Below are 23,126 nucleotides of genomic sequence, written 5' to 3'. Positions count from 1 at the left end.
CGCTCACAGATTGATGAGCAGGCCAGGCTGATACTGAGGATTGAGAAATGAACAGGGCTGAGACACTATCTACCGCTATTGACGATTTAGACATTGCCATTATTGGCATGGCCGGACGCTTTCCAGGGGCAAATACGCTGGAGCAGTTTTGGCACAACTTACAGCACGGCGTTGAGTCTATTTCCTTCCTCAGCGAGGAAACTCTGCGGGCCGCTGGCGTCACGCCTGACCAGTGGAATCAGCCTCACTATGTCAAAGCCAGTTCCAAACTAGACGACATTGAATGTTTTGACGCAGGGTTCTTCGGCATTTCTCCCCGAGAAGCCGAAATTATGGATCCCCAGCATCGCCTATTTTTGGAATGTGCCTGGGAGGCTCTTGAAACGGCAGGCTATGCGCCCCAGGGGTCTATTGGGGTCTATGCCGGGGCCAATATGAACAGCTATTTAATCAACCTGTATTCCCATCAGGATTTGATGGCGGATTTAGGGGAACAGATTACCTTCGGCAACAGCAAAGACTTTATGCCGACGCGCCTCTCCTACAAACTCAACCTGCAGGGGCCGAGCCTAAATGTTCAGACGGCTTGTTCCACCTCGCTGGTGGCGGTACACGTGGCCTGCCAGAGCTTACTGAATCAGGAATGCGACCTGGCGCTGGCGGGCGGCGTTTCTGTCAAGATGCCGCAGACGACGGGCTATCGCTATCGAGAAGACGATATTTTTTCGCCGGATGGTCACTGCCGCGCATTTGACGCCCAGGCGCAGGGCACCGTTTTTGGCAGCGGTGTTGGCATTGTGGTGCTAAAACGCCTGACCGAGGCGATCGCCGATGGTGACTGTATCCAGGCAGTCATCAAAGGCTCGGCCATCAATAACGATGGCTCCTTAAAAGTCAGCTATACCGCTCCCAGCGTGGCCGGACAGGCAGAAGTGATTGTCGAAGCGCTGTCCGCAGCGGGGGTGACCCCCGATACCGTCAGCTATATTGAGGCCCACGGCACGGGAACAGCGATTGGCGATCCGATTGAAGTCCAGGCCCTGACCCAAGCCTTTCGCACCGGCACAACCCAGACCGGCTTTTGCGCCCTGGGGTCGGTGAAAACCAATGTGGGTCATTTGGTCTCGGCGTCAGGGATTGCCGGATTGATTAAAACGGTTCTTGCCCTAAAACACCGGCAGATTCCGCCTAGCCTCCACTTCCAGCAGCCCAATCCCCAAATTGACTTCGCATCCAGCCCCTTTTATGTCAATACCCAGCTCGCAGAGTGGCCGTCTAATGGGGCACCGCGCCGGGCAGGGGTTAGCTCTTTTGGCATGGGCGGCACCAATGCCCACGTGGTGCTGCAAGAAGCCCCGCCCCGCCCTGCTGCCGCGCCCTCCCGGCCTGAACAGCTCCTGCTGCTCTCGGCTAAAACGCCCTTAGCCCTAGAAACCGCCACCCAAAATTTAGCGACCCATCTGCAGCAGGCCCAGCCCAACCTAGCGGATGTCGCCTATACGCTGCAGGTCGGTCGCAAAGCCTTCGATTACCGCCGCATGGTGGTCTGCCAGAATACTTCAGAGGCCGTGCAAAAGCTATCGACCGGTGAGCCGCCGCATGTCCTCAGCCATCATCATGCCTCCGGCTCGCCGCCTACCGTTGTCTTTATGTTTCCGGGACAGGGGGCGCAGCATGTGGCGATGGGCCGGGGCCTTTATCAAACTGAACCAGTCTTTCGCCAGCAGCTCGATCAATGCTGTCAGTTGCTCAAGCCCCATCTATGCTTAGATTTGCGGGAAATTTTGTATCCCTCGGCTGAGGTCAGCCAGCAGGCGGCCACCGATACCTTAGGCCAAACCTGCTACGCTCAGCCCGCCCTCTTTGCAATTGAATATGCGCTGGCTCAGTTATGGATGAGCTGGGGGGTGCAGCCAGAAGCCTGCATCGGTCATAGTTTAGGGGAATATGTTGCCGCTACTCTGGCAGGCGTTTTCACTTTAGAGGAGGCGCTGGCCCTGATTGCCGCTAGAGGTCGGCTGATGCAGCAGCTGCCAGCCGGGGCCATGCTGTCGGTGCACGCTTCTCCTCCTGACTTGCAGCCCTTCCTAGAAAAGCGTTTAACCATCGCCGGTCACAATAGCCCTTCCCACTGCGTAATTTCAGGCGGGGCGGCGGCGATCGCTGAGGCTGAGTCAGCCCTGACCCAGGCGGGCATTCGCTGTCGGCAACTGGCGGTGGGACATGCCTTTCACTCGGCTGACGTTGACCCCATTCTGGATGCCTTTGCCGCTGCCCTGCAAACTATTGACTTGAAGACACCGCAGCTTCCCTTTCTGTCGAATGTCAGCGGTACCTGGATTCGTCCGGCTGAAGCCAGCGATCCGGGCTATTGGGTACGCCATTTACGTCAGTCTGTGCGCTTTAGTGAAGGGCTGACCGAAGTGCTGCGCCAACCCGCTCGCGTTTTGCTGGAAGTTGGCCCAGGGCGGACATTGAGCACCTTCGCCAAGCACCACGCTAAAGAGGCTGTGGTTTTAACCTCGATGCGCCATCCCCAGGACGAGTCAGCCGACCGGGCTGTTCTGCTGCGGGCGTTGGGACAGCTCTGGCTGGCTGGCGGAACTGTTGACTGGGCCGGGTTTTATCGCCAGGAACAGCGGCAGCGGCTGCCGCTACCGACCTATCCCTTTGAACGACAGCGCTATTGGATTGACCGTCAGCCTGCCGCTACCGGCGACACCCCTCAGCCGTCACTGGCTAAAAAAGCCGACATTGCCGACTGGTTTTATGTGCCGCTTTGGCAGCAGTCAGTATTGACGCGCCCACAGCCCCTAGAGGCCGGAACTTTCTTAATTTTTGCCGACGAGTTGGGGCTAGGCGACCAGCTAGCCCACCGCCTGCAGCAACAAGGCCACCGCGTCACAATTGCTCAGCTCGGCGAGAAATTTGAGCAGCTTGACCAGGCTACCTACCAGCTCAATCCGACACAGCCAGAGCAGTACGATCGGCTGCTGCAGGAGCTCTCGGCGAGCGATCGCTGGCCGGATCAGATTGTCCACAGTTGGACGGTAACGGCCTCAGTGCCAGCCAGCCTCACCCTCGATGGCCTCGACGATAGCCAAACGCGCGGCTTTTACAGCCTGCTCTTTCTGGCTCAGGCACTGGGCCGACACAGCCTCAATCAGCCCTTGCCAGTGACGGTGATATCGAGCCATCTGCAGCGGGTGCTGGAAACCGACAGCCTCTGTCCAGATAAGGCCACCCTGCTCGGCCCTGTCAGAGTGATGGAGCAGGAGTACCCCCAGCTCAACTGCCGCAGTGTTGACGTCAGCCTGCCGGCGCTAGACAGCCGCCAGTTTCAGCAGCTTGTCAGCACGCTGCTGGTTGAACTACAGGCTCAGCCGCGCGATCGCTGCGTTGCCTATCGCGGTCAGCAGCGTTGGGTTCAGGTCTTTGAACCCCTGCCGCTGCCCGAAACCCAGACGGTTCCCCAACTGCGATCGCAAGGCGTCTACCTAATTACGGGCGGACTGGGGGGTATAGGGCTAGCGATCGCTGAATATCTGGCAAAGACCGTACAGGCGCGCCTGATTTTGCTGGGGCGATCGGCTCCAGCTAAAGCGGACTGGCCTCAGTGGCTAGAGGAGCGAGGGTTAGAGGACGAGACCAGCCAAAAAATACGGCGCCTGCAGCGGTTAGAAGCTGCCGGAGCAGAGATTTTAGTGATTCGCGCCGATGTTACCCATTGGGCCCAAATGCAGCAGGCGATCGCCCAGTCCCTAGCCTGCTATGGCCCGATTCACGGCGTGATTCACGCGGCAGGTCTGCCTAGTGGTGGCGTCATGCAGGGAAAAACGCGGGACGGCGTTGAATCAGTTTTGGCCCCCAAAGTGAAGGGGACGCTGATTCTGCATCAGGTTTGTCAGGACTTACCGCTAGACTTCTTTGTGCTTTGCTCCTCTTTAAATGCGGTGATTGGCGGTGTCGGGCAGGTTGATTACTGCGCGGCTAATGCGTTTCTGGATGCGTTTGCCCATGCCCATGCCGACCCAGACGGGCCGTTGACCCTGTCGCTCAGCTGGGATGCTTGGCAGCAAGTGGGCATGGCGGCCCGGCTGGGCGATCGCTCCCCCCTGACCCAATCAGCCACCCCTGGCAGGGCGGTGGCCCATCCCCTGCTGGATACCTGCCTGCTCGAAGCGGCTGACCAGGCCGTTTATATGACCACCCTAACGGTGGCAGACGACTGGGTGCTGAATGAGCATCGCATTCAGGGAACGGCAGTGTTAGTCGGCACGGCTTACTTAGAGATGGCACGCGCAGCCGTCGCCGATTATTGTCACCCCGTCGGCGCGATCGCCCTGCAGGATGTCTATTTTCTCAGTCCTCTAGAAGTTGCGGACACGGGCAGCAAGCAGGTGCAGCTCCACCTGCAGCGGCAGGGTGAGGCGATGGAATTCGTGATTCAAAGCCGCTTGGCGACGGGGGCAAATCAGTGGCAAGTCCACGCGCAAGGCAAAGCCCGTTGTTTAGCGGCGACCCAGGATTTACCCGCTCAGTCCATCACCGCGATCGCGGCCCAGTGCCAACAGCAAGCGATCGTCATCGCCCCTAAAGCCGCAGAATCCGGCTCAGGGCGACTGGCTGAATTTGGGCCGCGCTGGACGAATTTGCAGCAGATTCAGGTGGGGCAGCACCAAGCCTTAGCTACCTTAGAGCTGCCCGCGTCCTTTAGAGATGATCTAGACGCCTACAGCCTGCACCCGGCCCTGCTGGATTTAGCAACAGGCTTTATGCGACGGGTTTATGGCGGTGTGTATTTACCCTTTTCCTACAGGCAATTAATTGTGAAGCGATCGTTGCCCAGCCGCATTTATAGCTATGTTCAGGCATTTCCTCAGCCAGAGACGCCCACAGAAACATTGACCTTTGACGTGCAACTTTTGGACGAGCAGGGCAGAGAGTTGGTCACGATAAATGAGTTCACGATGCGCCAGGTCAAGCCAGATACTGGCTTTGCTCAGGCAGACCACCGCTTAGTGAAGGCGATTTCTGCTCAGACACTCGCTGGCTCAGCCCCCACACTCGCAGCAACCACCAGCCCCCATTCGCTAGCCCAGCGGGGACTGACGCCGCAGGAAGGCATTGAGGTCTTACGGCGGGGCCTGCAAGCCAATTGGCCGCAGGTGCTAATCTCCACCCGTGATTTAGCCGCGGTCATGGCCCAAAAGCAATCGGCGCACTGGCAGCAGGCTTCTACCCCTGCCCCTGACAGCCAGCAGCCCAGCTATCCCCGACCGCCAGTGGGCACGGCCTATGTAGCTCCCCAAACACCAGTTGAGCAGAAGACGGCAGAGATTTGGCAGCAGTATTTAGGCATTACGAATATTGGCATTCACGATCACTTCTTTGAGCTAGGCGGGGACTCGCTGCTGGCAACCCAGGTGATTGCGGCCATGCGGCAGGCTTTTGCTGTGGATTTGCCATTGCACAGCTTGTTTGAAACGCCCACTGTGGCCCAGCAGTCGCAACAAATTCAGCAGTTACAGATCCAGGCTCCTGCATCTGATAGAACGCCGATTCAAAAGCTCAATCGCCGTCAGGCCGATCCGGCAGCCAATCTTGATCAGCTTTCCGAACAAGAAGTAGACGCCTTACTGAACCAAATGCTAGCGGAGGAGGTCAACTCATGAGCGATCGCCCCATCCATGCCCCCTCTCACTCGCTAGCAGCCAAGCGGCAGCTACTGGCAGAGCTATTGCAAAAGCAGGCGAAAAATGCCAAGGTGCCTTCCCCGATGACGGTGCCGCTCTCCTTTGCCCAGCAGCGGCTCTGGTTTCTCGATCAGTTAGAACCCGGCAGTCCCGCTTACAACATCGCCTTTCAGCTGCATCTGACTGGAACCTTACAGATTGCAGCACTGACCCAAGCATTCAACCAGATTGTGCAGCGCCAGGAGGCACTGCGCACGGCCTTCAACACGGTTGACGGCCAATCCGTTCAGCTCATTTTGCCGACCCTGCAGCTAGCTGTTCCCCTCGTGGATTTGCAGTTATTACCGGTGGCTCAACAAACGGCAGAATTGACCCGATTAGCCACAGCAGCTGCTCGGTGCCCTTTTGATCTCACTCACGCTCCTCTTCTGCGCGTCACCTTAGTGCGGCTAGCGGCGGATCAGCATGTACTGCTGCTAACAATGCACCATATTATCTCTGATGGCTGGTCGATGCAGGTTTTATTTCAGGAACTTGCCGCTCTTTACGGTGCTTTCTCTAGGGGCCAACCTTCTCCCCTAGCTCCTCTGCCTGTCCAATATGCGGACTTTGCCGTCTGGCAGCGGCAGCAGCTTCAGGGAGCACTGCTGGATCAGCAGCTAGCTTACTGGCGATCGCAGCTCCAGGGTTCACTCCCCGTTTTAAAATTACCGATCGCCTCGCCCTGTTTAGCCGACCCAGGATCTCAAGGCGCAATTCATCAGTTCTCACTTTCTCAAGAACTGACGCAGGCGCTCAAAACGTTGAGCCAGCGGGAAAACGTCACGCTATTTATGACCCTGCTGGCCGCTTTTAAGATTCTCTTGTATCGCTATAGCGGACAGTCTGACATTCTGATTGGCTCCCCGATCGCCAATCGCAATCGGACTGAACTTGAGGGCATTATCGGTTTCTTTGCCAACACGCTAGTGCTGCGTACGGATTTAGCGGGCAATCCTACTGTTTCAGAACTGCTAGGCCGGATACGAGCAACAGCGCTAGGAGCCTATGCCCATCAGGATCTGCCGTTTGAACGCTTAGTAGACGAACTGAAGCTACCGCGCGACCTCGGTCACAACCCCCTTTTCCAGGTGCTCTTTGTCCTGCAAAATACGCCCAATTCGGTTGCCCAGCTGCCAGAGCTGACGCTGGATGTTCAGGAAAATGAAAGTGCTTCCGCCAAATTTGATTTAAGCCTAGCTTTCTCAGATACCCCCCAAGGACTGCTCGGCAGAATTGAATACCGCACCCAGCAATTTGATCAAGCCAGTATTGTGCGTTTAGCAGAGCATTTGCAAGTTCTGCTTGCAGGGATGGTGGCTCAGCCGCAACAGCCGATCGCGGCACTGCCCCTGCTCACCCTCTCGGAACGACAGACGATACTATCCACCTGGAACAATACGCGAGTTGATTACCCTCAACGCTGCCCGCATCAGCTCATAGAGGCCCAAGTCGAGCAAACGCCCGCCGCGATCGCCCTCAGCTTTGCCAATCAGCATCTCACTTACCAAGAACTCAACAGCCGCGCCAACCAGCTCGCCCACTACCTACAAGCACAGGGCGTCCTGTCCGATACGCCAGTGGGCCTCTGCTTTGAACGCTCTTTGGACCTGGTCGTTGCTATCCTAGCCGTCCTCAAAGCTGGCGGGGCCTATGTGCCACTCGATCCTAGCTATCCCTCTGAGCGTCTCGCCTTCATGCTCCAGGACAGCCAAGTGCCGCTGCTGCTGACTCACAGCCAGCTTGTTGCTACCCTGCCTGAGCACTCAGCTACCACTATCTGCCTGGATCAGGACTGGCCCGCGATCGCCGCTTTGCCCACAACCAATCCCATCAGCGCCGTCACCCCGGCCCATCTGGCCTACATCATCTACACCTCCGGCTCCACCGGCCAGCCCAAAGGGGCGATGAACACCCACGGGGCGTTGAGCAACCGCCTGCAGTGGATGCAGTCTGCCTACGGACTGACCGCAGACGACTGCGCACTGCAGAAGACCCCCTTCAGCTTTGACGTCTCGGTGTGGGAGTTTCTCTGGCCGCTGATGGTGGGCGCGCGGCTGGCGATCGCTAGGCCAGAGGGCCATAAAGACAGCGCTTACCTGGCAAAACTAATTGAGCAGCAGCAGGTGACGACGCTGCACTTTGTCCCCTCCATGCTGCAGGCGTTTCTCGAAGCACCCGATTTAGAGCGTTGCGTCTGTGTGCGCCGGGTCATCTGCAGCGGAGAAGCGCTGCCGGTGGCGCTGCAGGAGCGCTTCTTTGAGCGGCTGTCAGCAGAGCTGCACAACCTCTACGGCCCGACTGAGGCGGCGATTGATGTGACTGCTTGGCCGTGTCAGCCTCAGGGTGAGTTAACCAGCGTACCGATTGGCAAACCGATTGCCAACACGCAGATTTACCTGCTGGACCCAGCGGGGCAGCCAGTGCCGGTGGGGGTTCCGGGCGAGCTGCACATTGGCGGCGTGGGGCTAGCGCGGGGCTACTGGCAGCGGGCGGCGTTGACGGCAGAAAAGTTTGTGCCGAGTCCATTTGTGCAGGCAGCTTCTGGAATCGGGTCAAGGCTTTATAGAACAGGAGACCTAGCCCGCTATCGCCCGGATGGGACAATTGAGTTTCTGGGCCGCATCGACTATCAGGTGAAGCTGCGGGGCTTCCGCATTGAGCTGGGGGAAATTGAAGCGGCTTTAGCGCAGCATCCCGGTATCCAGCAAACGGTTGTTACCCTCCAGACGACACCACAAGGCGATCGCCTGGTTGCCTATCTCAAAGCTGACTGCCAGCCTCAGCCGTCCAATCAAACGCTACGAACATTCCTCAGTCAGCGACTACCCGGCTACATGATTCCGGCAGTCTTCTGCTGGCTTCAAGCGTTTCCTCTTACCCCCAACGGCAAGGTGAATCGCAAGGCGTTACCACCACCAGAACAGTTGCCTAGCGAAACAGAGGAATCTATCACGTTGCCGCGAACCGCGACGGAAGAAAAGTTAGCAGCTATTTGGCAACAGCTTTTAGGGTTAGAAACCGTCAGCGTCAACCACAACTTTTTTGATCTGGGTGGTCATTCACTCTTGGCTTTGCGCCTAGTGTCTCACCTGCGAGAGAGCTTCAAGCTGGAAATGCCACTGCGTCAGATTTTTGATTACCCCCGCCTGGCCGCACTCGCCGCTCAAATCGAGCGCCTGCAGCAATTACGACAGTTACAAGCGCCTGTTTCAGGGACTGAGGCGGATGCACCGACAGAGCGGCTAAGCCAACGGGAGGAGATTGAACTATGACATCAACGACATCTCTAGATCAGTTACTAACTGACTTAGCCCAGCTCAACGTGCAGCTCTGGGCAGAGGGCGATCGCCTGCGCTGCAATGCCCCCAAAGGCACTCTGACACCGATGCTGCAAACGCGGTTAAAGCAGCACAAAGCGGAAATTTTGTCCCTGCTGTACCAGTCAGCGGCAGCAGATGCGCAAGATGCGATTCAGCCGGTAGCGCGATCGCAGCCCCTGCCCCTTTCTTTCGGGCAGCAGCGGCTCTGGTTTTTTGATCAGCTTCAGCCTCACAGTGCGGCTTACAACATCGCCTTTGCCGTGAGACTGACGGGATCGCTGCAGGTTTCTACACTTGCCCAAGCCCTGACTGAAATTGGGCGGCGGCATGAAACTCTGCGCACCACCTTTAGCACAGCTGCAGGGGAACCTGTCCAGGTGATTGCTCCACCGGCGGCGATACCGATTCCTTTGATAGACTTACAAGCCCTATCCTCTCGACAGCAGGACTTTGAAGTTTCTCAACTGGTGGCAGCCATCCACCGGCAGCCTTTTGACCTCACAACCGGGCCGCTGCTGCGTCTAGGGCTACTACGTCTGAGTGATACCGATCATGTCATCGCCTTGACCCTCCATCACAGCATTGCGGATGGTTGGTCTATTGATGTCTTGTTGCGAGAGCTAGCGGCTCTCTATACGGCCTTTCTGACGGGCAGCCCGGCGCCCCTATCGCCATTACCAATTCAATACGCCGACTTTGCGGTCTGGCAGCGACAGCAACATCAGGCAGCGCGGCTAGAACAGCAGTCGGCTTACTGGCAGCAACAGCTCGGTGGCAGGCTGCCGGTCTTGCAGCTACCCAGCGATCGCCCCCGCCCGCCTAAGCAAAGTTTTCGCGGTGCCGCCCAGCGCTTTTCGCTGCCGCCAGCACTGACCCATCAACTCAAACAGCTCAGCCAGCAAGAGAATGTCACCCTGTTTATGCTGCTGCTGGCCGCCTTTAAGACGCTGCTTTGGCGCTACAGCGGGCAGGATGATGTCTTGGTAGGTTCGCCAATCGCCAATCGTTCCCGGGCGGAGCTGGAAAATTTGATTGGCTTTTTTGTCAACACGCTGGTGTTGCGGACCAATCTGGCTGATAATCCCAGCTTTCGCGGCCTGCTGCAGCGGGTACGAGAGGTGACGCTAGAGGCTTACGCTCATCAAGACCTGCCGTTTGAGCAGCTAGTAGAAAAGCTAACGGTCGAACGCAGCCTCAGCTACCATCCCCTATTTCAGGTGATGTTTGTGTTGCAAACGCCGCCCGCGCCGCTGCAGCTGCCAGATCTGACCCTGAGCCCCCTGCCCCACCAGACTCACACCACCAAGTTTGATCTGACGCTGGCCCTCACTGAGACAGCCTCCGGACTCAAAGGCAATGTGGAATACAGCACCGATTTATTTGAGGCTGACACCATCGCCCGCCTGATCAGTCATTTTCAAATTTTGCTGACCGGCATTGTTCAGCAGCCTGACCTTTCTCTCTCAGATTTACCGCTGCTCAGCCAGCCAGAACAACACCAGCTTTTAGTCGAGTGGAACAGCAGCGCCGCCGACTATCCGGTAGGTCGGTGCTGGCACGAACTGGTCGAAGCCCAGGTGACGCGATCGCCCGACGCGGTTGCCATTGTCTGGCAAGAGGAGCAGTTGACCTATGCAGAGCTGAATCGTCGCAGCAACCAGCTCGCCCACCACTTGATTACCCTGGGTATCCGCCCTGAAGTGCGCGTCGGTATCTGTATAGGGCGATCGCCGGTTCAAATCATTGCCATGCTGGCGGTTCTGAAGGCGGGCGGCGCCTATGTACCGCTTGACCCAGTCTACCCTTCAGAAAGACTGGCCTTTATGGTTGACGATGCCCAAGTATCGGTGCTGCTCACCCAGGCACAGCAGTTAGCGGCGCTGCCGCCAACTCAGGCCCAAGTTGTCTGCTTAGATCGAGACTGGTCGGTGATGGCCCAGGCGTCTGAGCAAAATCCGCGCAGCGGCGTCACCCCTGAGAATCTGGCCTATCTAATCTATACCTCCGGCTCAACGGGAAGGCCCAAAGGAGTGCTAGTGCCTCACGCCGGACTGGGCAATCTGACGGTCGATAAAATTCGTACCTGCGGCGTGAGTGCCAGCAGCCGCGTGCTGCAGTTCTTTTCCTTTAGCTTTGACGCCTCGATTCCGGAAATTGTGATGGCCCTTGGGGCTGGCGCAGCGCTCTGTTTAGGCACGGCAGAAACCCTGCAGCCAGGACCGGATTTAGTTGAGCTGCTGCGGAAACAGGCCATTACCCACATGACGCTGACGCCCTCGGCCCTAGCCGCGTTGCCGTTTGAAATCCTGCCGGCATTGCAGATGATTCTGGTTGGGGGTGAAGCCTGTCCGCCAGAACTGATCAACCAGTGGGCCGAGGGTCGGCTGTTTATTAATGCCTATGGCCCCACCGAAATGACGGTCAATGCCAGCATGGAACCCTGTGGTAACGGCCATTCTCTCTTACCGACTGTGCGGCCTAGCGCCAACAAGCAGCTGTATGTTCTAGATCGACATTTGCAGTTAGTTCCGGTGGGGGTACCCGGTCAGCTTTTCATTGGCGGAATCGGTCTAGCTCGCGGCTACCTCAACCGTCCAATCAAAACAGCCGCCGCCTTTATTCCCAATCCTTTTAGTGGGGTTCCGGGTAGCCGCCTGTATCAAACCGGAGACTGGGTGCGGGTGCGGCCCGGTGGCAGCATTGAGTTTCTCGGTCGGGCCGATCATCAGGTCAAAATTCGCGGCTTTCGGATTGAGCCGGGAGAAATTGAAGCGGTTTTGAATCAAGATGCTCGGATCGTGACCAGCGTTGTCATGGTGCGGGAAGACAGCCCTGGCGAAAAGCGCCTGGTTGCCTATGTGGTGCCTGCGGCTAACGAGAATTTTGCCGTCGGTGAGCTGCGACGAGTGCTGCGCAAGCAGCTGCCGGACTATATGGTGCCAGCTGCCTTTATTCAGCTAGCGGCACTGCCACTCTCTCCTAACGGCAAGGTCGATCGCCAAGCGCTGCCCGGCCCAGAGACCGCTCGGCCTCAGCTAGAGACGCGCTGGACAGCGCCGCGTACGCCGGTTGAGGCGGAGCTAGCTAATCTGTGGCGATCGCTGCTCAAGCTAGAGCAGGTCGGCATCGACGACGACTTCTTTGAGCTGGGCGGACACTCCTTACTGATTGTGCAGTTGCTGTCACGCCTGCGAGAGTCGTTTCAGGTGGACTTGCCGCTACAGATTTTGTTTGCGGAACCTACCATTGCGGGTCTGGCTGAGCAAATTACGCTGGCGCAGCAGGGGAAAGCGCTTTTACCCGGTTCCCCGTCGCCCCCAGTCCAGCTTGATCTCCAGCTCGATGCCAGCATTGACCCGGCTCAGGCTGTCCCCAGCCCCCAAACCAAACCAGCCCATATTCTGCTGACGGGCGCAACCGGCTTTGTGGGAGCGTTTTTGCTAGACGAACTCCTCAATCAGACGGCTGCCACTCTCTACTGCTTGGTGCGAGCTGCTGACGTGGAATCAGGCCGGCAGAAACTGGCTGACGCTCTGGGCGCCTACGGCTTAGCCAGCGATCGCGACTTAAGCCGAATCGTACCTGTTTTGGGAGACTTGACCCAGCCCCTTTTAGGGCTGAGCGCCGCCCAGTTTAAGACCCTAGCCGCCCAGATTGAGGTGATTTATCACAACGGGGCCGCCGTCAATCATACGGCTCCCTATAGCGTCCTCAGGGCAGCCAACGTATTGGGAACCCAGGAGATTTTGAGACTGGCCTGTCAGACTCAGCTCAAGCCAGTTCACTTTGTATCCAGCCTGAGCATCTTGACGCCTGAGCCGTCCTCCTCGGAAGCCCCAGATATTCAGATTGCCTATGAACAGGATGCCTTAGGCGATCGCGTTCCAGCCGGTGGCTACAACCAGAGCAAGTGGGTCGCTGAAAAGCTGATTGCCAGCGCTCGCGATCGGGGTTTGCCGGTGTCTGTTTATCGCTCTGGCCGGATCTCAGGCCACAGTGAAACCGGCGCTTTCAATGCCAGCGACTTTCTCTATAAGCTGATTCAAGGCTGCATTCAGCTCGGCAGCGCTCCGGCGGGCGATATCAGCCTAGATATTGTGCCAATTGACTATATCGCTCAGGCCATTGTTCACCTGGCTCAGCAGCCCCAGATTTTGGGGAAAACGTTCCATTTATTTCATCCGCAGCCCGTCTCCGCGCAGCTGCTGATCGATCAGGTGCGGGCTTTTGGCTTTGATATTGAGCAGCTGCCTTATGACCAGTGGCGATCGCGCCTGCTGCATACGGTTGAGGATTCACCAGAGCACCCGCTCTATCCGCTGATTCCCCTATTTCCGGCCAGAACTGCCGAGTCACCTACCCCCCCAGCCAAGCTGAAATTTGATAGCCGCAATACCCAAAAGGGCCTTGCGGGCACACCCATTACCTGTCCCCCCCTTGATCAAGCTCTGTTGCGCACCTATCTCACCCACCTGCTTGGCCGAGATAGGTAACGAGTTCTCTCAATTCCATCAAACCTTTCTCTGAAATACTTTTGCACGCGTATCTAACAGCAGCCCCATGACTTACGACACCCTCACCTCATCTACAGCAAGATATACGGCCTACGATCCCTGGGCTTGGCTCTATAATCAATCCCTTGGCCCCCAATACTGCCGAGAAAAGCTGCCTTTTTTAGAAAAGCTGTTGCTGCCTGAGCTAGAGCCAGCCGCGCGGATTTTAGATCTCTGCTGTGGTACCGGGCATTTAACCCAGCAGCTAAGGGCTAAAGGCTATCAGATGGTGGGGCTAGACGGCTCTGAGCAGATGCTGCACTATGCCCGCCAAAATACTCCTCAAGCCGAGTTAATTACAGCCGATGCCCGCGATTTTGAGCTGCCAGTCCCAGTGGACGCAGTTTTTTCAGTCAGCGCTTCCCTAAACCACATTTTGAGTCTGGCCGAGCTCAGTCAGGTCTTTGCCAATGTCTATGCCGCTTTGCAAGCAGATGGGGTTTTTCTGTTTGATTTGCGGCTGCAGGGCAACTACGGCAATTATCCGCTCACGGGCGGTGAAGTTAAGGAGGACTATGCCTGGGCTGTGGGCGAAGGCTACGACGCTGACAGCGCTATGGCATTCTTTAAGATCACGATTTTTCACCGGGCTGATCGGGTTTGGCGGCGATCGGATTTAACCTATCAGGCCAAAGCATATGCCTGCACTGATGTGCAAACCGCTTTAGAACAGGCTGGCTTTCGAGCTGTCCAAATCTATGACCGAGCCGGCGATTTAACGCCGCCTGCTGACCAGCAAATGGTCTATTTTTTAGCCCACAAATAATAAAGCGCCTGTCCCTATCTCTGCCTTACTGTCACAGGAATAAAACAGCTCATGATTCAATCTGCCCCTGTCAATCAGAAGCAGCCTCTAGCTGCCTTTATCCAGCGATATACAACCCGCACGCAAACGTCGAAACAGCTAGCTCAAACCTATCGGCCAGTCCTCGCCGATCCCCGTAATGCGTTGGGATTCTTTCCCCCGCTCAAGGAAATGTGCTATCCCATCGTCGGCCAGCGATCGGCGGGGGCGCGCATTTGGGATGTCGATGGCAACGAATATATTGACCTGATGATGGGCTTTGGCGTCAATCTGCTGGGACACAATCCGCCGTTCATCAAGGCAGCGCTCCAAGAGCAGATTGAAAAAGGGATTCAGCTTGGCCCCCAAGCTGAACTCGCGGGCGAAGTTGCTGCTTTAATCAGTGAGCTAACGGGCCTAGAGCGCGTTGCTATCAGCAATACGGGGACTGAAGCGGTGATGACGGCTATTCGAGCCGCGCGGACAACGACCGGGCGACCCAAAATAGCGGTCTTTGCGGGCTCGTATCATGGGCACTTTGATAGCGCGCTGGTGAAAGCCAGCGGTCGTGGGGAACCGGCAGCCACCGCGATCGCGCCGGGTATTGTGCCTAGCCTAGTTGCCGACGTGCTGGTGCTGGAATATGACAGTCCTCAGGCTTTAGAAATTATTGAGGCTCACCAGCAAGAACTCGCGGCGGTTTTGGTAGAGCCGATTCAAAGCAGCCGACTAGAACTCCAGCCCCGTCAGTTTCTGCATCAGCTCCGGCAGATCACCGCCGCTGCCGGAATTGCTTTAATTTTTGATGAAATGGTCACGGGCTTTCGCCTCCATCTAGGGGGAGCACAAGCCTGGTTTGGCGTAGAAGCCGATTTAGCAACGTACGGCAAAATCGTAGGCGGCGGCTTGCCGATTGGCATCATTGCGGGCAAAGCGGCTTATCTAGATAAGCTAGACGGCGGCCAGTGGCAGTATGGCGATGCCTCTGCCCCCCAGGTTGAGACGACTTTTTTTGCGGGCACTCACTGCAAGCATCCCCTAGCGATGGCGGCGGCTAAGGCCATGCTGAACTACCTAAAGCAGCAGGGACCAGACCTGCAAGCACAGCTCAATCAGCGCACAGCTCAGTTTGTCAATCAGCTCAACGCTGTGCTGGCTGCTGCGGGTCTTCCGATTCGCATGGTCAGCGGCGGCTCTCTGTTTGGTCTACCCGGTGGTCGCAGCGGCGGCGATCGCTCGGATTCAGCTAATGCAGCGGCACTGGGTCTGAGCCTGCTGACCTATCACCTGCGCGATCGCGGCATTTTGCTGAGAGGCACCAGCGGTTTTCTCTCCACGGCGCATACCGATGCAGATTTAGCCGCGATCTTAGCCGCGATTAAAGACAGTCTTAGTGAGCTGCACGAGAGTGGTTTGCTAGCGGCTAAATCGTAATTTAATCATTGCTTAACTCATAATTTAAGGAGGTTTTTATGGCAGAAATGGGAAGGTATTGCAAAGCTTATGCAGTAGAGCAGTTGCGTCAGTTTAGCCAATGGCGCGAGCAGACAGAAAATATACGTTTGCAGCCGTCAGATGAAAATGAAAATGCGCCAGAAAAGCGATCGCTAACGCCAGATAGCTTTCTCTATCTGCAAGAAAACTATGTGGTGACTGACGGCATTTTTAAGGATGAAAATATTATCTTTGACGATGTTACGCCAGCCTGGAAAGAGTTTTGTCATACCGTTTTAGAGTTTGAAATTCCTGCTTATGCATCAGCTCCGCTAAAGGCATAAATTGCCTACCCCAAAATCTAGATTGACCACACAGCCTGCATCAAAAAGGAAAATGTTTTATGAATGAATTAGTCCAGCAGCTATCTCAAGGAACCCATCCCGTTGAGGCAGCACTCCGGCCTGAAAAAACTGTCTCAGCCTTTAAAGCCTGTCTCGATCGCGGCTATGTCCATATCAAATTTACCCAAACCCAAGGCGGCACAGAATTAGGCATCCGGCTTGATCTTCAAGCCAGCGATTGGAGCCAGGCTGACTTTGAGCATTCGTCAGGTTCGGTGCATCTAGTCGGCGACCTCACCCTAAATTATGTGCCCGTTCAGTGCATTGCCGATATTGACCTGCAAACCCTAGCCGGTACTGGCCGTTTAGAACCCGTGGCGGCGGCCACTCAAACAGCGGCGGTGCCGTAATCATTAGCTAAAGCTAAAAGACGAGAGATCTTTTCAGTCTTCGTCTTGCCATTGCTGATGGGGAAAAACAGGTTTTCCCAACTGACAGCTTGAGGTCAAAGTTGCTTTCAACCTCTGGAGAATAACCATGAATTACGACTCAGAAGACACCACTTTGTACAAAGTCGTTATCAATCACGAAGAACAGTACTCGATTTGGCCGGCCCATCGTGATAACCCTCCTGGCTGGCGAGACGGCGGTAAAAGCGGCCTAAAACAAGATTGCTTAGACTACATCAAAACTGTTTGGACGGATATGCGGCCACTCAGTTTACGCCAACAGATAGGCTCGAAACATGACCCCAATTCCTCCCCAGCTCTATCTACTGGTACCGTGGGATCTGCCCAGCCAGATGCTGCTGAGTGAAGCCCATCAGGTTCGACTGAGTACAGCGCTTTGTTATTTGTTGCGATCGCTAGAAGAATCTCCCGCTGAAGCGATCGCAACGCTTGAGCAGGCCTTAGCAACTTTGAATAGTAGCCCAGTTAAACCGGCTGAGATCGTCTCGACTCAAACGCCTTTAAAGAGTTGGGAAGTCACAGATTTTGATCAATACTTCAATGTGACTCACGTCCAGTCTCAAGAGCCAGCGACCTGCTTAGTGGCAAGTGTATTGCTCACGTGTCGAACCTTTTTCTTGCTGCTTCAGCAGGATTATGACTTTGAGCCAACTCAAATAGAGCGACAAAAGCGCGGCTTTGTCAGTCAGGCCCATTTATTAGCCAGGGTATTTAATCTCAGTTTGGAAAACGCCTAATGGCCAATCTTAATTCTTATCAAATTTGGAAAGGCTTTCACTGGTCTTTCTTCATCAACATCCAAGGTTTAATTATCTGCCTACGCCGATTTGAGGAAAACTTGCTGGCTGGTAGCCTGTCTAGTGCCAGGATTGAACTGGAAACAGCAGCGGAGTTGATGCTCGCTTCAGGCGCTGCCATGGAGCTGGCTGGTAGCTTTAGCCGGCAGGCTTACGAACATCAGGTGCGTCCCTCAATGATGCCTCCCCAGGTGCGATCGAGCGACTTTAGCGGCCTGATGTCGTGGGAACATGCGGCTCTGGTGCAAATCTGGAAGCGGCTGCAGCCCATTTTTGCCACTTTACCCGCAAGCCTTAAACCGCAACACGAACAGTTTGTGCAGGCGTACCTCAGTTTGGCCGCCTCTCACGGCGCAGTCTGTCAGAAGTTTGGCGGCGAGACTATTGGTAGCCTGCGCTGTGAGAATAAGACGGCTATACAAGTGCTTGATAAGTTTAAGCAGCGCCGCCAAACCCTAATTGATCCCAATTCTCAAACAGCGGGCTGTCCTATGCATCCCCCTGTCGAGTCTCGGCTATGAGCTTTGTGTTCAAACTGTTCGGTCATCTTCAATCTATTGCTAGAACGTTTCCTCGAGCTGCGCTAATGGTCTTAGGGATAGCGGTGGCAGCTGTCATTATTGGCGTTCCCGCTATTCGTCAAGCGCTTGCGCCTTCTCCTTTGGACTACCCTGCCCCTGTCCCTGTTTATCCCCAAGCGCAGGTAACTCCAAGTTCCCTGCGCAAAAGCGTTGTAGACATGACGGCAGCGGAAAAAATTGCCTTCGTGAATGCTGTCAAAAGGCTGCATCAGATCCGGCCTGAGGGCAGTGACCTCAGCCGCTATGAGCAGTTTGTCTTGCAGCACGTCCTGACAATGGGCTTTGACCACAATCCTGACTCAACCGGCCCACAGAAAGTTAATCCAGCCCACGGGCGGGCGGCTTTCTTACCCTGGCATCGCCAGTTTCTATTGCAGTTTGAGCAGGCTTTACAGGCTATTGATCCGACCGTCACTGTTCCCTATTGGGACTGGACTGACCCCGATGCCCTTGAGGTCGTTTTGCAGGCGGACTTTTTAGGCCCAAATGGACGAGGCACCTGGGTTGAGATTCCGGGCGGAGGCCAGTTTGAAGGGGGGCCTGTGACAACAGGTTCGTTTGCTGACTGGCGACTCAATGAAGCCCTTCACTTTGAAGCCTATTCTGGCAAAACTTTCGGCGATCGCCTGTTGCGATTCGTGGGCCTACCCCCGTTTGACCAGTATCCGCTTGAAACTGATACCGACGCCCTCTTAAGCCTTGATCACTACGAGGTGTTCAATGCTCTATTAGAAGGAGCAGCAGCCTTGAATTCGCGCGGTCAATTTGTGCCAGGCTGGAATTTTCATGCCTATATTCACACCCTGATTGGCGGCAGCGAAATTGAGGTCATTGAGTCTCAAGACGTCCCTAAAGAAATTCGCACTCTGGGAACGATGGAAAGCATTCCCTGTTCACCTTACGATCCCATCTTTTGGCTACTGCACGCCAACGTTGATCGGCTTTGGGCGCAATGGCAAGATCAGGGACATACTGGAGAAAGCTTTTTTCCTAACCGGGGCAACCCTTTTGGTCACAACCTCAAGGATCCGATGTTTCCCTGGGATGGCGGCCTGTCAAAACCCGGAAGCTTCGGACCAGGCAATCTCCTGGTTTGGCTACCGACAGTTGCTACCGCTCAAGTGGTCACGCCAGCGGATGTTCTCGATTTTAGATCTCTGGGCTACACCTACGACACTACCCGCTCATCAGTCTATGACTATCACAACCCCTAATCGCTGGGTGACAAGACCTCGGCCTAATCCTCAGGCAAAGTTACGGCTGTTCTGCTTTCCCTATGCCGGCAGCAGTGCGTCTGTTTATCGACCGTGGGTTTTAACTTTACCGGAGCCGATAGAAGTCTGTCTGATTGAGCTACCCGGACGGGGAATGCGCATGAATGAAGCCGCCCTGACTGACTTGAGTGAAATAGTCCGAGCGATCGCGATTGCGCTGCAGCCTTATTTTGATAAACCTTTTGCCTGTTTTGGTCACAGTATGGGGGCTTTGATTAGCTTTGAATTGGCTCGCCGCTTACGCCAAGATCAGCACTGTCAGCCTCTGCGTCTAATCGTCTCAGGGCGGCAGGCTCCTCAGGTACCCGATACAAAACCCCCACTTCACAATTCAACCGATAGCGAACTGCGAGACACGCTGCGCCGCTTCAACGGCACCCCCACTGAAATTCTTGACAATAGCGATCTCATGCAGCTACTGCTCCCCGTGCTGCGTGCAGATTTCAAGGCGCTTGAAAACTATCGCTATGTTCCGGCTGCGCCGCTGCAGTGTCCGATTACGGCAATCGGTGGGCTGCACGACCCGGAAGTTGACGTAGAGTCTTTAGAAGCCTGGCGTGAACAAACAGCGGCTGCTTTTGCCCTTCAAATTTTTCCGGGCGATCATTTCTTTCTACATCATGAGCAGTCAGCTCTAGTTAAAACCCTTACCGAGCAGCTAAGTAGCTTCTTTTAGCCCCCAATATCCTCGTAGGTCTTTGTATCGTAAGGTAAGGCAGCGATCGCGCTGCTTTCTCAATCTGCCTAAAGCTTATGGCTTGGCGTTGCAGGGTTCTTAATCTCTCTGGTGTCCTGTGTTTTTATGTTTGCTGGCAGCGGCGGGTATCTTGTTAGTGTCATTTACTCTTCAAGCCCTCCACCAGCAACGATTTGCAGTAAGTCTCTAGCAGGAAGCAGGGTCAAAAGAGGCTTTAGAAAATTTGCAAGATTGACCGAGTTAAAATACCGAATCCAATCAGAGTAATTCCTATGGCGCTGGCGGTTGGTAACCACTGTATCAACGATTTACCCGGCGTGGGCAAGCGCTTGAAAAGCTGTTTAGCATAAACCAGCAATAATCCGATTCCCGTCAGAACGCTGGCCAGTCCCAAACTAAACACAAATACTAGCATCAAGCCAGAAGCTGGATTGCCCAGTGCAATTGCCCCTAGCAAAAGCACCAAGGCCGCCGGACAAGGGATGAGTCCACCCGATAGACCTAACATCAGCAAATTTTGCCAAGTCACGGGGTTGCCGTTATCGCCTAGGGGTAAATGAGAGTGGACATGGCCGTCATGAGCGTGTAACTCTGCTGCATGACTATGGCTCTGATGGGAATGAGTATGCCCATGAAGATGATCAGGCCCGTGAGTATGGGAATGCCTATGATGAGCTGGCTGAGAATGATGGCTATGGGAATGTTGATGTGGGGCTTTGGCACCGCCTGATTTTTGACGCGATCGCTGCCAGAGAAGATGCAGACCAACCGCAATCACCATACTGCCTGAGATCAGACTCAGCCAGGGATAAAGCTGTTCTGGCAAGACGTAGCGAGCGGCAAATAGGGTAACCAAGCCGAGGGCAATCACTCCCAAGGTATGGGTAACTGTTGTTGTGATCGCCAGGAAAATCGCGTGTAAGGGTGTCGCCCGTTCCCCCACTAAATAAGCGCCGATTAGCGTCTTGCCGTGACCCGGAGACATTGAATGGACCGCCCCCCAAGCAAAGGCACCCACCAGCGGCAGCAACCAAGCCTGCATTCCCAGCCCTATTCCTGCCGATGTCAGAGCCAAAGTTGACTTCTGGGGAGTAAAAACGTGGTTTATCAGTTTCTCTTTGTGCAGGATGGTGGCTAAACAACTCGCTTCGGCGGCATTCGGAACAAATAGATCATAGTCAATCCTTAAGCTGTCAATGGGCTCAGTCCAGGTATAAGCAAGACTTAGGGTTGTATGCGTACTAGGGGCTGCGATCGCTGCGGAGGTGGCAAACTCGTTGCGGGGTTGAACGTTCATGGCTGCTAACCGATTACGACCATCTCGCAGGTGAATGCGACTGTCTAAAAAAGTCTGGAGCGCATCAGCATGGCTTTCAATCTCTTGAACTGAGAGTTGCCCATCTCGGTTATCGTCAGCAAAAGCCGTTAATCCGGTCGGATAAGTTAGAGTCATCTGAACTCTAGCTTCTTCGACAATAATTTCTGCTGTGGCTAAATCAGACCAGTGGGCCGTACTTGGCGCTGCTGTAATCAGACATAGCAGTAGAGCAGTGATCCCAGCGATCAAGCTTAGCCAACGATATCGGCGTAGTTTTTGCATCATGGTTATAGGCTGTGCAATAGTCTCTTATTTGACTGCTTCGCAGAGATAGCAAATCTGTAGTCTTCGCATATTCAGAAAGCTCAAGGATTGGCCAATCAATCAGGGCAGCGTCAAGTTTGAATCTGTAAGTGGGTTAGCGATAGCGTAACCTAGCAAAACCCCTGCCGCTGTTGGGTTTCGCTCCGTTCAACCCAACTTACAATCACTCGCAAAATTAAAGCTGACAGACCATTAGTTTGAGTCCTATGAGCCTGTCGTGAGTGTGAAACTTTAGAGCGCTTTGTAAGCAAGGGTCAGATAAGCTCCAGCTAGCTACACAAGGAGTACGCTTACGGGACAGTCATAGAATCTTTTTTGGCGTAAGCTTTATATTTATTTACAAATGGTGTTGGGTATCAGTGGATTTAATCAACCCCTGGGTTGGGTTCTAACGCAGGTCATCGCCGAGGGAAACTATGCCGAGGAAGCCAGGTTGATCAAGCAATGCCAATCCGACGAAATCGCTTGTGTCGATACTTTGTATAGATGCCGTTGTTTTACAGGTTAATCTGATTCAAAAGATTGAAGAAGTTTTGCACGGTAGGTGAATCGTGATCAATTTCTTTGACCGCTAAGATTTCCAAAATTGGTGAGGTTTCTTCGATCTCGCGATATACGACACCCGATCGCCGTAACTTTTTCGTGTTCGCAGGCAAGATTGAAACGCCCACTTTTGCAGCAACTAAGCTTAAAACAGTGGTAATCCAAGCGGCTTCTTGAACCACGACTGGCTGACAGTTGAACTGCGCGCAGGTTTGCTCGATTTGCTCCCGTAAGCCATTGATCAAGGTTCGGGGCGGCAGCACAAATCGTTCGCCATCAAGCTGTGCCAGTGAGATTTTGGCTTCCTTTGCAAGGCGATGTTTCTCTGGCAAAACGACCAGAAGCGTTTCCCGAAAAATTGATAGTGTGCTGAACGTTTCCGCTAAACCTTCTGGGGTGCGTAAACTATGCTTGTGAAATAGGCCCACGTCAATTTTTCGGGTTTTGAGCTGCTTGATTTGCTCATAAGAGGGCAGCTCATGCAGCATGAGATCAACATTGGGGTAGTGTTGCAGAAAGGTCTCTAAAAGTTTTGGCAGGATACTGTTAGCCACGGATGTATTAATACCAACATCGAGCCGTCCCCAATGTCCCTGCTGGGTTTCGTAGGCAAGCTGAATAGCTTTGTCGGTGCGGCTCAAAATGCGCTCTGCCTCAGCCAAAAACACCTGCCCTGCAGCCGTTATTCCCAGCGGTCGAATTGTGCGATCAAACAGCTCAAAGCCGAGCCTGGCCTCAAGCCGTCGAATTTGTTTACTTAAAAAGCCTTGATCGAGTTTCAAAGCGATCGCAGCGGGAACAAACCCCTGATGCTTTTTAACGGTAATGGCGTAATCCAAGTGTCGTAGCTCAAGTCCATGCCATCTTGCTGATTTCATCGCAGTTATGTCTATTTCGTCATACAACAATGCTGATCATGGTGATCTCACCATATCTATGGCTGAGTACA

Annotated in this window: 14 protein-coding genes; 12 read left to right on the top strand and 2 right to left on the bottom strand. The window is 54.7% G+C overall.

Annotated features, from left to right (window positions below; translation table 11 throughout):
• The first annotated feature begins 47 nt into the window (after positions 1-47).
• From QJQ48_RS22065 to QJQ48_RS22010, 12 genes are all read left to right on the top strand, one after another.
• Positions 48-5,675, top strand: a complete 5,628-nt coding sequence (locus QJQ48_RS22065) for a type I polyketide synthase (protein WP_346293412.1) — start codon at positions 48-50, stop codon at positions 5,673-5,675.
• The gene (locus tag QJQ48_RS22060) at positions 5,672-9,010 is read left to right on the top strand and encodes an amino acid adenylation domain-containing protein (protein WP_346293411.1); all 3,339 of its coding nucleotides are present in this window, start codon (positions 5,672-5,674) and stop codon (positions 9,008-9,010) included. Before QJQ48_RS22065 ends, QJQ48_RS22060 begins: the two co-directional genes overlap by 4 nt.
• Positions 9,007-13,551, top strand: coding sequence for a non-ribosomal peptide synthetase (locus tag QJQ48_RS22055; protein WP_346293410.1), 4,545 nt, complete (start codon positions 9,007-9,009; stop codon positions 13,549-13,551). The genes QJQ48_RS22060 and QJQ48_RS22055 overlap by 4 nt, the downstream gene beginning before the upstream one ends.
• Positions 13,552-13,618: 67 nt before the next feature.
• Positions 13,619-14,377, top strand: a complete 759-nt coding sequence (locus tag QJQ48_RS22050; RefSeq protein ID WP_346293409.1) for a class I SAM-dependent methyltransferase — start codon at positions 13,619-13,621, stop codon at positions 14,375-14,377.
• Between the two features lie 51 nt (positions 14,378-14,428).
• Positions 14,429-15,829 (top strand): aspartate aminotransferase family protein, encoded by a 1,401-nt coding sequence (locus tag QJQ48_RS22045; protein WP_346293408.1) that lies wholly within the window; start codon positions 14,429-14,431, stop codon positions 15,827-15,829.
• A gap of 38 nt (positions 15,830-15,867) precedes the next feature.
• On the top strand, positions 15,868-16,173 hold the full coding sequence (locus QJQ48_RS22040) for a hypothetical protein (protein WP_346293407.1): 306 nt from the start codon (positions 15,868-15,870) through the stop codon (positions 16,171-16,173).
• A 59-nt stretch (positions 16,174-16,232) separates the two neighbouring features.
• Positions 16,233-16,583 carry an MbtH domain protein gene (locus tag QJQ48_RS22035; RefSeq protein ID WP_346293406.1) on the top strand — a complete coding sequence of 117 codons (351 nt, stop codon included), beginning with the start codon at positions 16,233-16,235 and terminating at the stop codon, positions 16,581-16,583.
• Between the two features lie 127 nt (positions 16,584-16,710).
• Positions 16,711-16,989, top strand: a complete 279-nt coding sequence (locus QJQ48_RS22030; RefSeq protein WP_346293405.1) for an MbtH family protein — start codon at positions 16,711-16,713, stop codon at positions 16,987-16,989.
• Positions 16,919-17,380, top strand: coding sequence for a hypothetical protein (locus tag QJQ48_RS22025; RefSeq protein WP_346293404.1), 462 nt, complete (start codon positions 16,919-16,921; stop codon positions 17,378-17,380). The genes QJQ48_RS22030 and QJQ48_RS22025 overlap by 71 nt, the downstream gene beginning before the upstream one ends.
• Complete coding sequence (locus QJQ48_RS22020) at positions 17,380-17,961, top strand: siderophore biosynthesis protein (protein ID WP_346293403.1); 582 nt, start codon at positions 17,380-17,382, stop codon at positions 17,959-17,961. The genes QJQ48_RS22025 and QJQ48_RS22020 overlap by 1 nt, the downstream gene beginning before the upstream one ends.
• A gap of 83 nt (positions 17,962-18,044) precedes the next feature.
• A complete protein-coding gene (locus QJQ48_RS22015) occupies positions 18,045-19,235 on the top strand; it encodes a tyrosinase family protein (protein WP_346293402.1) in 1,191 nt (396 codons plus the stop codon).
• Positions 19,216-19,971, top strand: a complete 756-nt coding sequence (locus QJQ48_RS22010) for a thioesterase II family protein (RefSeq protein WP_346293401.1) — start codon at positions 19,216-19,218, stop codon at positions 19,969-19,971. The genes QJQ48_RS22015 and QJQ48_RS22010 overlap by 20 nt, the downstream gene beginning before the upstream one ends.
• A 235-nt stretch (positions 19,972-20,206) precedes the next feature.
• Here the strand turns inward: QJQ48_RS22010 and QJQ48_RS22005 are convergent, their stop codons facing one another.
• Positions 20,207-21,595 (bottom strand): nickel/cobalt transporter, encoded by a 1,389-nt coding sequence (locus QJQ48_RS22005; RefSeq protein WP_346293400.1) that lies wholly within the window; start codon positions 21,593-21,595, stop codon positions 20,207-20,209.
• A 536-nt stretch (positions 21,596-22,131) separates the two neighbouring features.
• The gene (locus QJQ48_RS22000) at positions 22,132-23,055 is read right to left on the bottom strand and encodes a LysR family transcriptional regulator (RefSeq protein WP_346293399.1); all 924 of its coding nucleotides are present in this window, start codon (positions 23,053-23,055) and stop codon (positions 22,132-22,134) included.
• Positions 23,056-23,126 lie beyond the last annotated feature (71 nt).

The organism is Sphaerothrix gracilis Ecp01 (assembly GCF_030405905.1).
GTDB lineage: Bacteria > Cyanobacteriota > Cyanobacteriia > Phormidesmidales > Phormidesmidaceae > Sphaerothrix > Sphaerothrix gracilis.
The sequence above is the reverse complement of the archived record's forward strand: the minus strand, read 5'-3'. Positions and strand labels throughout refer to the sequence as shown.

Excerpts from the sequence above, each read along its gene's own strand:
- QJQ48_RS22065 (WP_346293412.1), top strand. The coding sequence starts at position 48 with ATGAACAGGGCTGAGACACTATCTACCGCTATTGACGATTTAGACATT.
- QJQ48_RS22060 (WP_346293411.1), top strand. The coding sequence starts at position 5,672 with ATGAGCGATCGCCCCATCCATGCCCCCTCTCACTCGCTAGCAGCCAAG.
- QJQ48_RS22055 (WP_346293410.1), top strand. The coding sequence starts at position 9,007 with ATGACATCAACGACATCTCTAGATCAGTTACTAACTGACTTAGCCCAG.
- QJQ48_RS22050 (WP_346293409.1), top strand. The coding sequence starts at position 13,619 with ATGACTTACGACACCCTCACCTCATCTACAGCAAGATATACGGCCTAC.
- QJQ48_RS22045 (WP_346293408.1), top strand. The coding sequence starts at position 14,429 with ATGATTCAATCTGCCCCTGTCAATCAGAAGCAGCCTCTAGCTGCCTTT.
- QJQ48_RS22040 (WP_346293407.1), top strand. The coding sequence starts at position 15,868 with ATGGCAGAAATGGGAAGGTATTGCAAAGCTTATGCAGTAGAGCAGTTG.
- QJQ48_RS22035 (WP_346293406.1), top strand. The coding sequence starts at position 16,233 with ATGAATGAATTAGTCCAGCAGCTATCTCAAGGAACCCATCCCGTTGAG.
- QJQ48_RS22030 (WP_346293405.1), top strand. The coding sequence starts at position 16,711 with ATGAATTACGACTCAGAAGACACCACTTTGTACAAAGTCGTTATCAAT.
- QJQ48_RS22025 (WP_346293404.1), top strand. The coding sequence starts at position 16,919 with ATGACCCCAATTCCTCCCCAGCTCTATCTACTGGTACCGTGGGATCTG.
- QJQ48_RS22020 (WP_346293403.1), top strand. The coding sequence starts at position 17,380 with ATGGCCAATCTTAATTCTTATCAAATTTGGAAAGGCTTTCACTGGTCT.
- QJQ48_RS22010 (WP_346293401.1), top strand. The coding sequence starts at position 19,216 with ATGACTATCACAACCCCTAATCGCTGGGTGACAAGACCTCGGCCTAAT.
- QJQ48_RS22005 (WP_346293400.1), bottom strand. The coding sequence starts at position 21,595 with ATGATGCAAAAACTACGCCGATATCGTTGGCTAAGCTTGATCGCTGGG.
- QJQ48_RS22000 (WP_346293399.1), bottom strand. The coding sequence starts at position 23,055 with ATGAAATCAGCAAGATGGCATGGACTTGAGCTACGACACTTGGATTAC.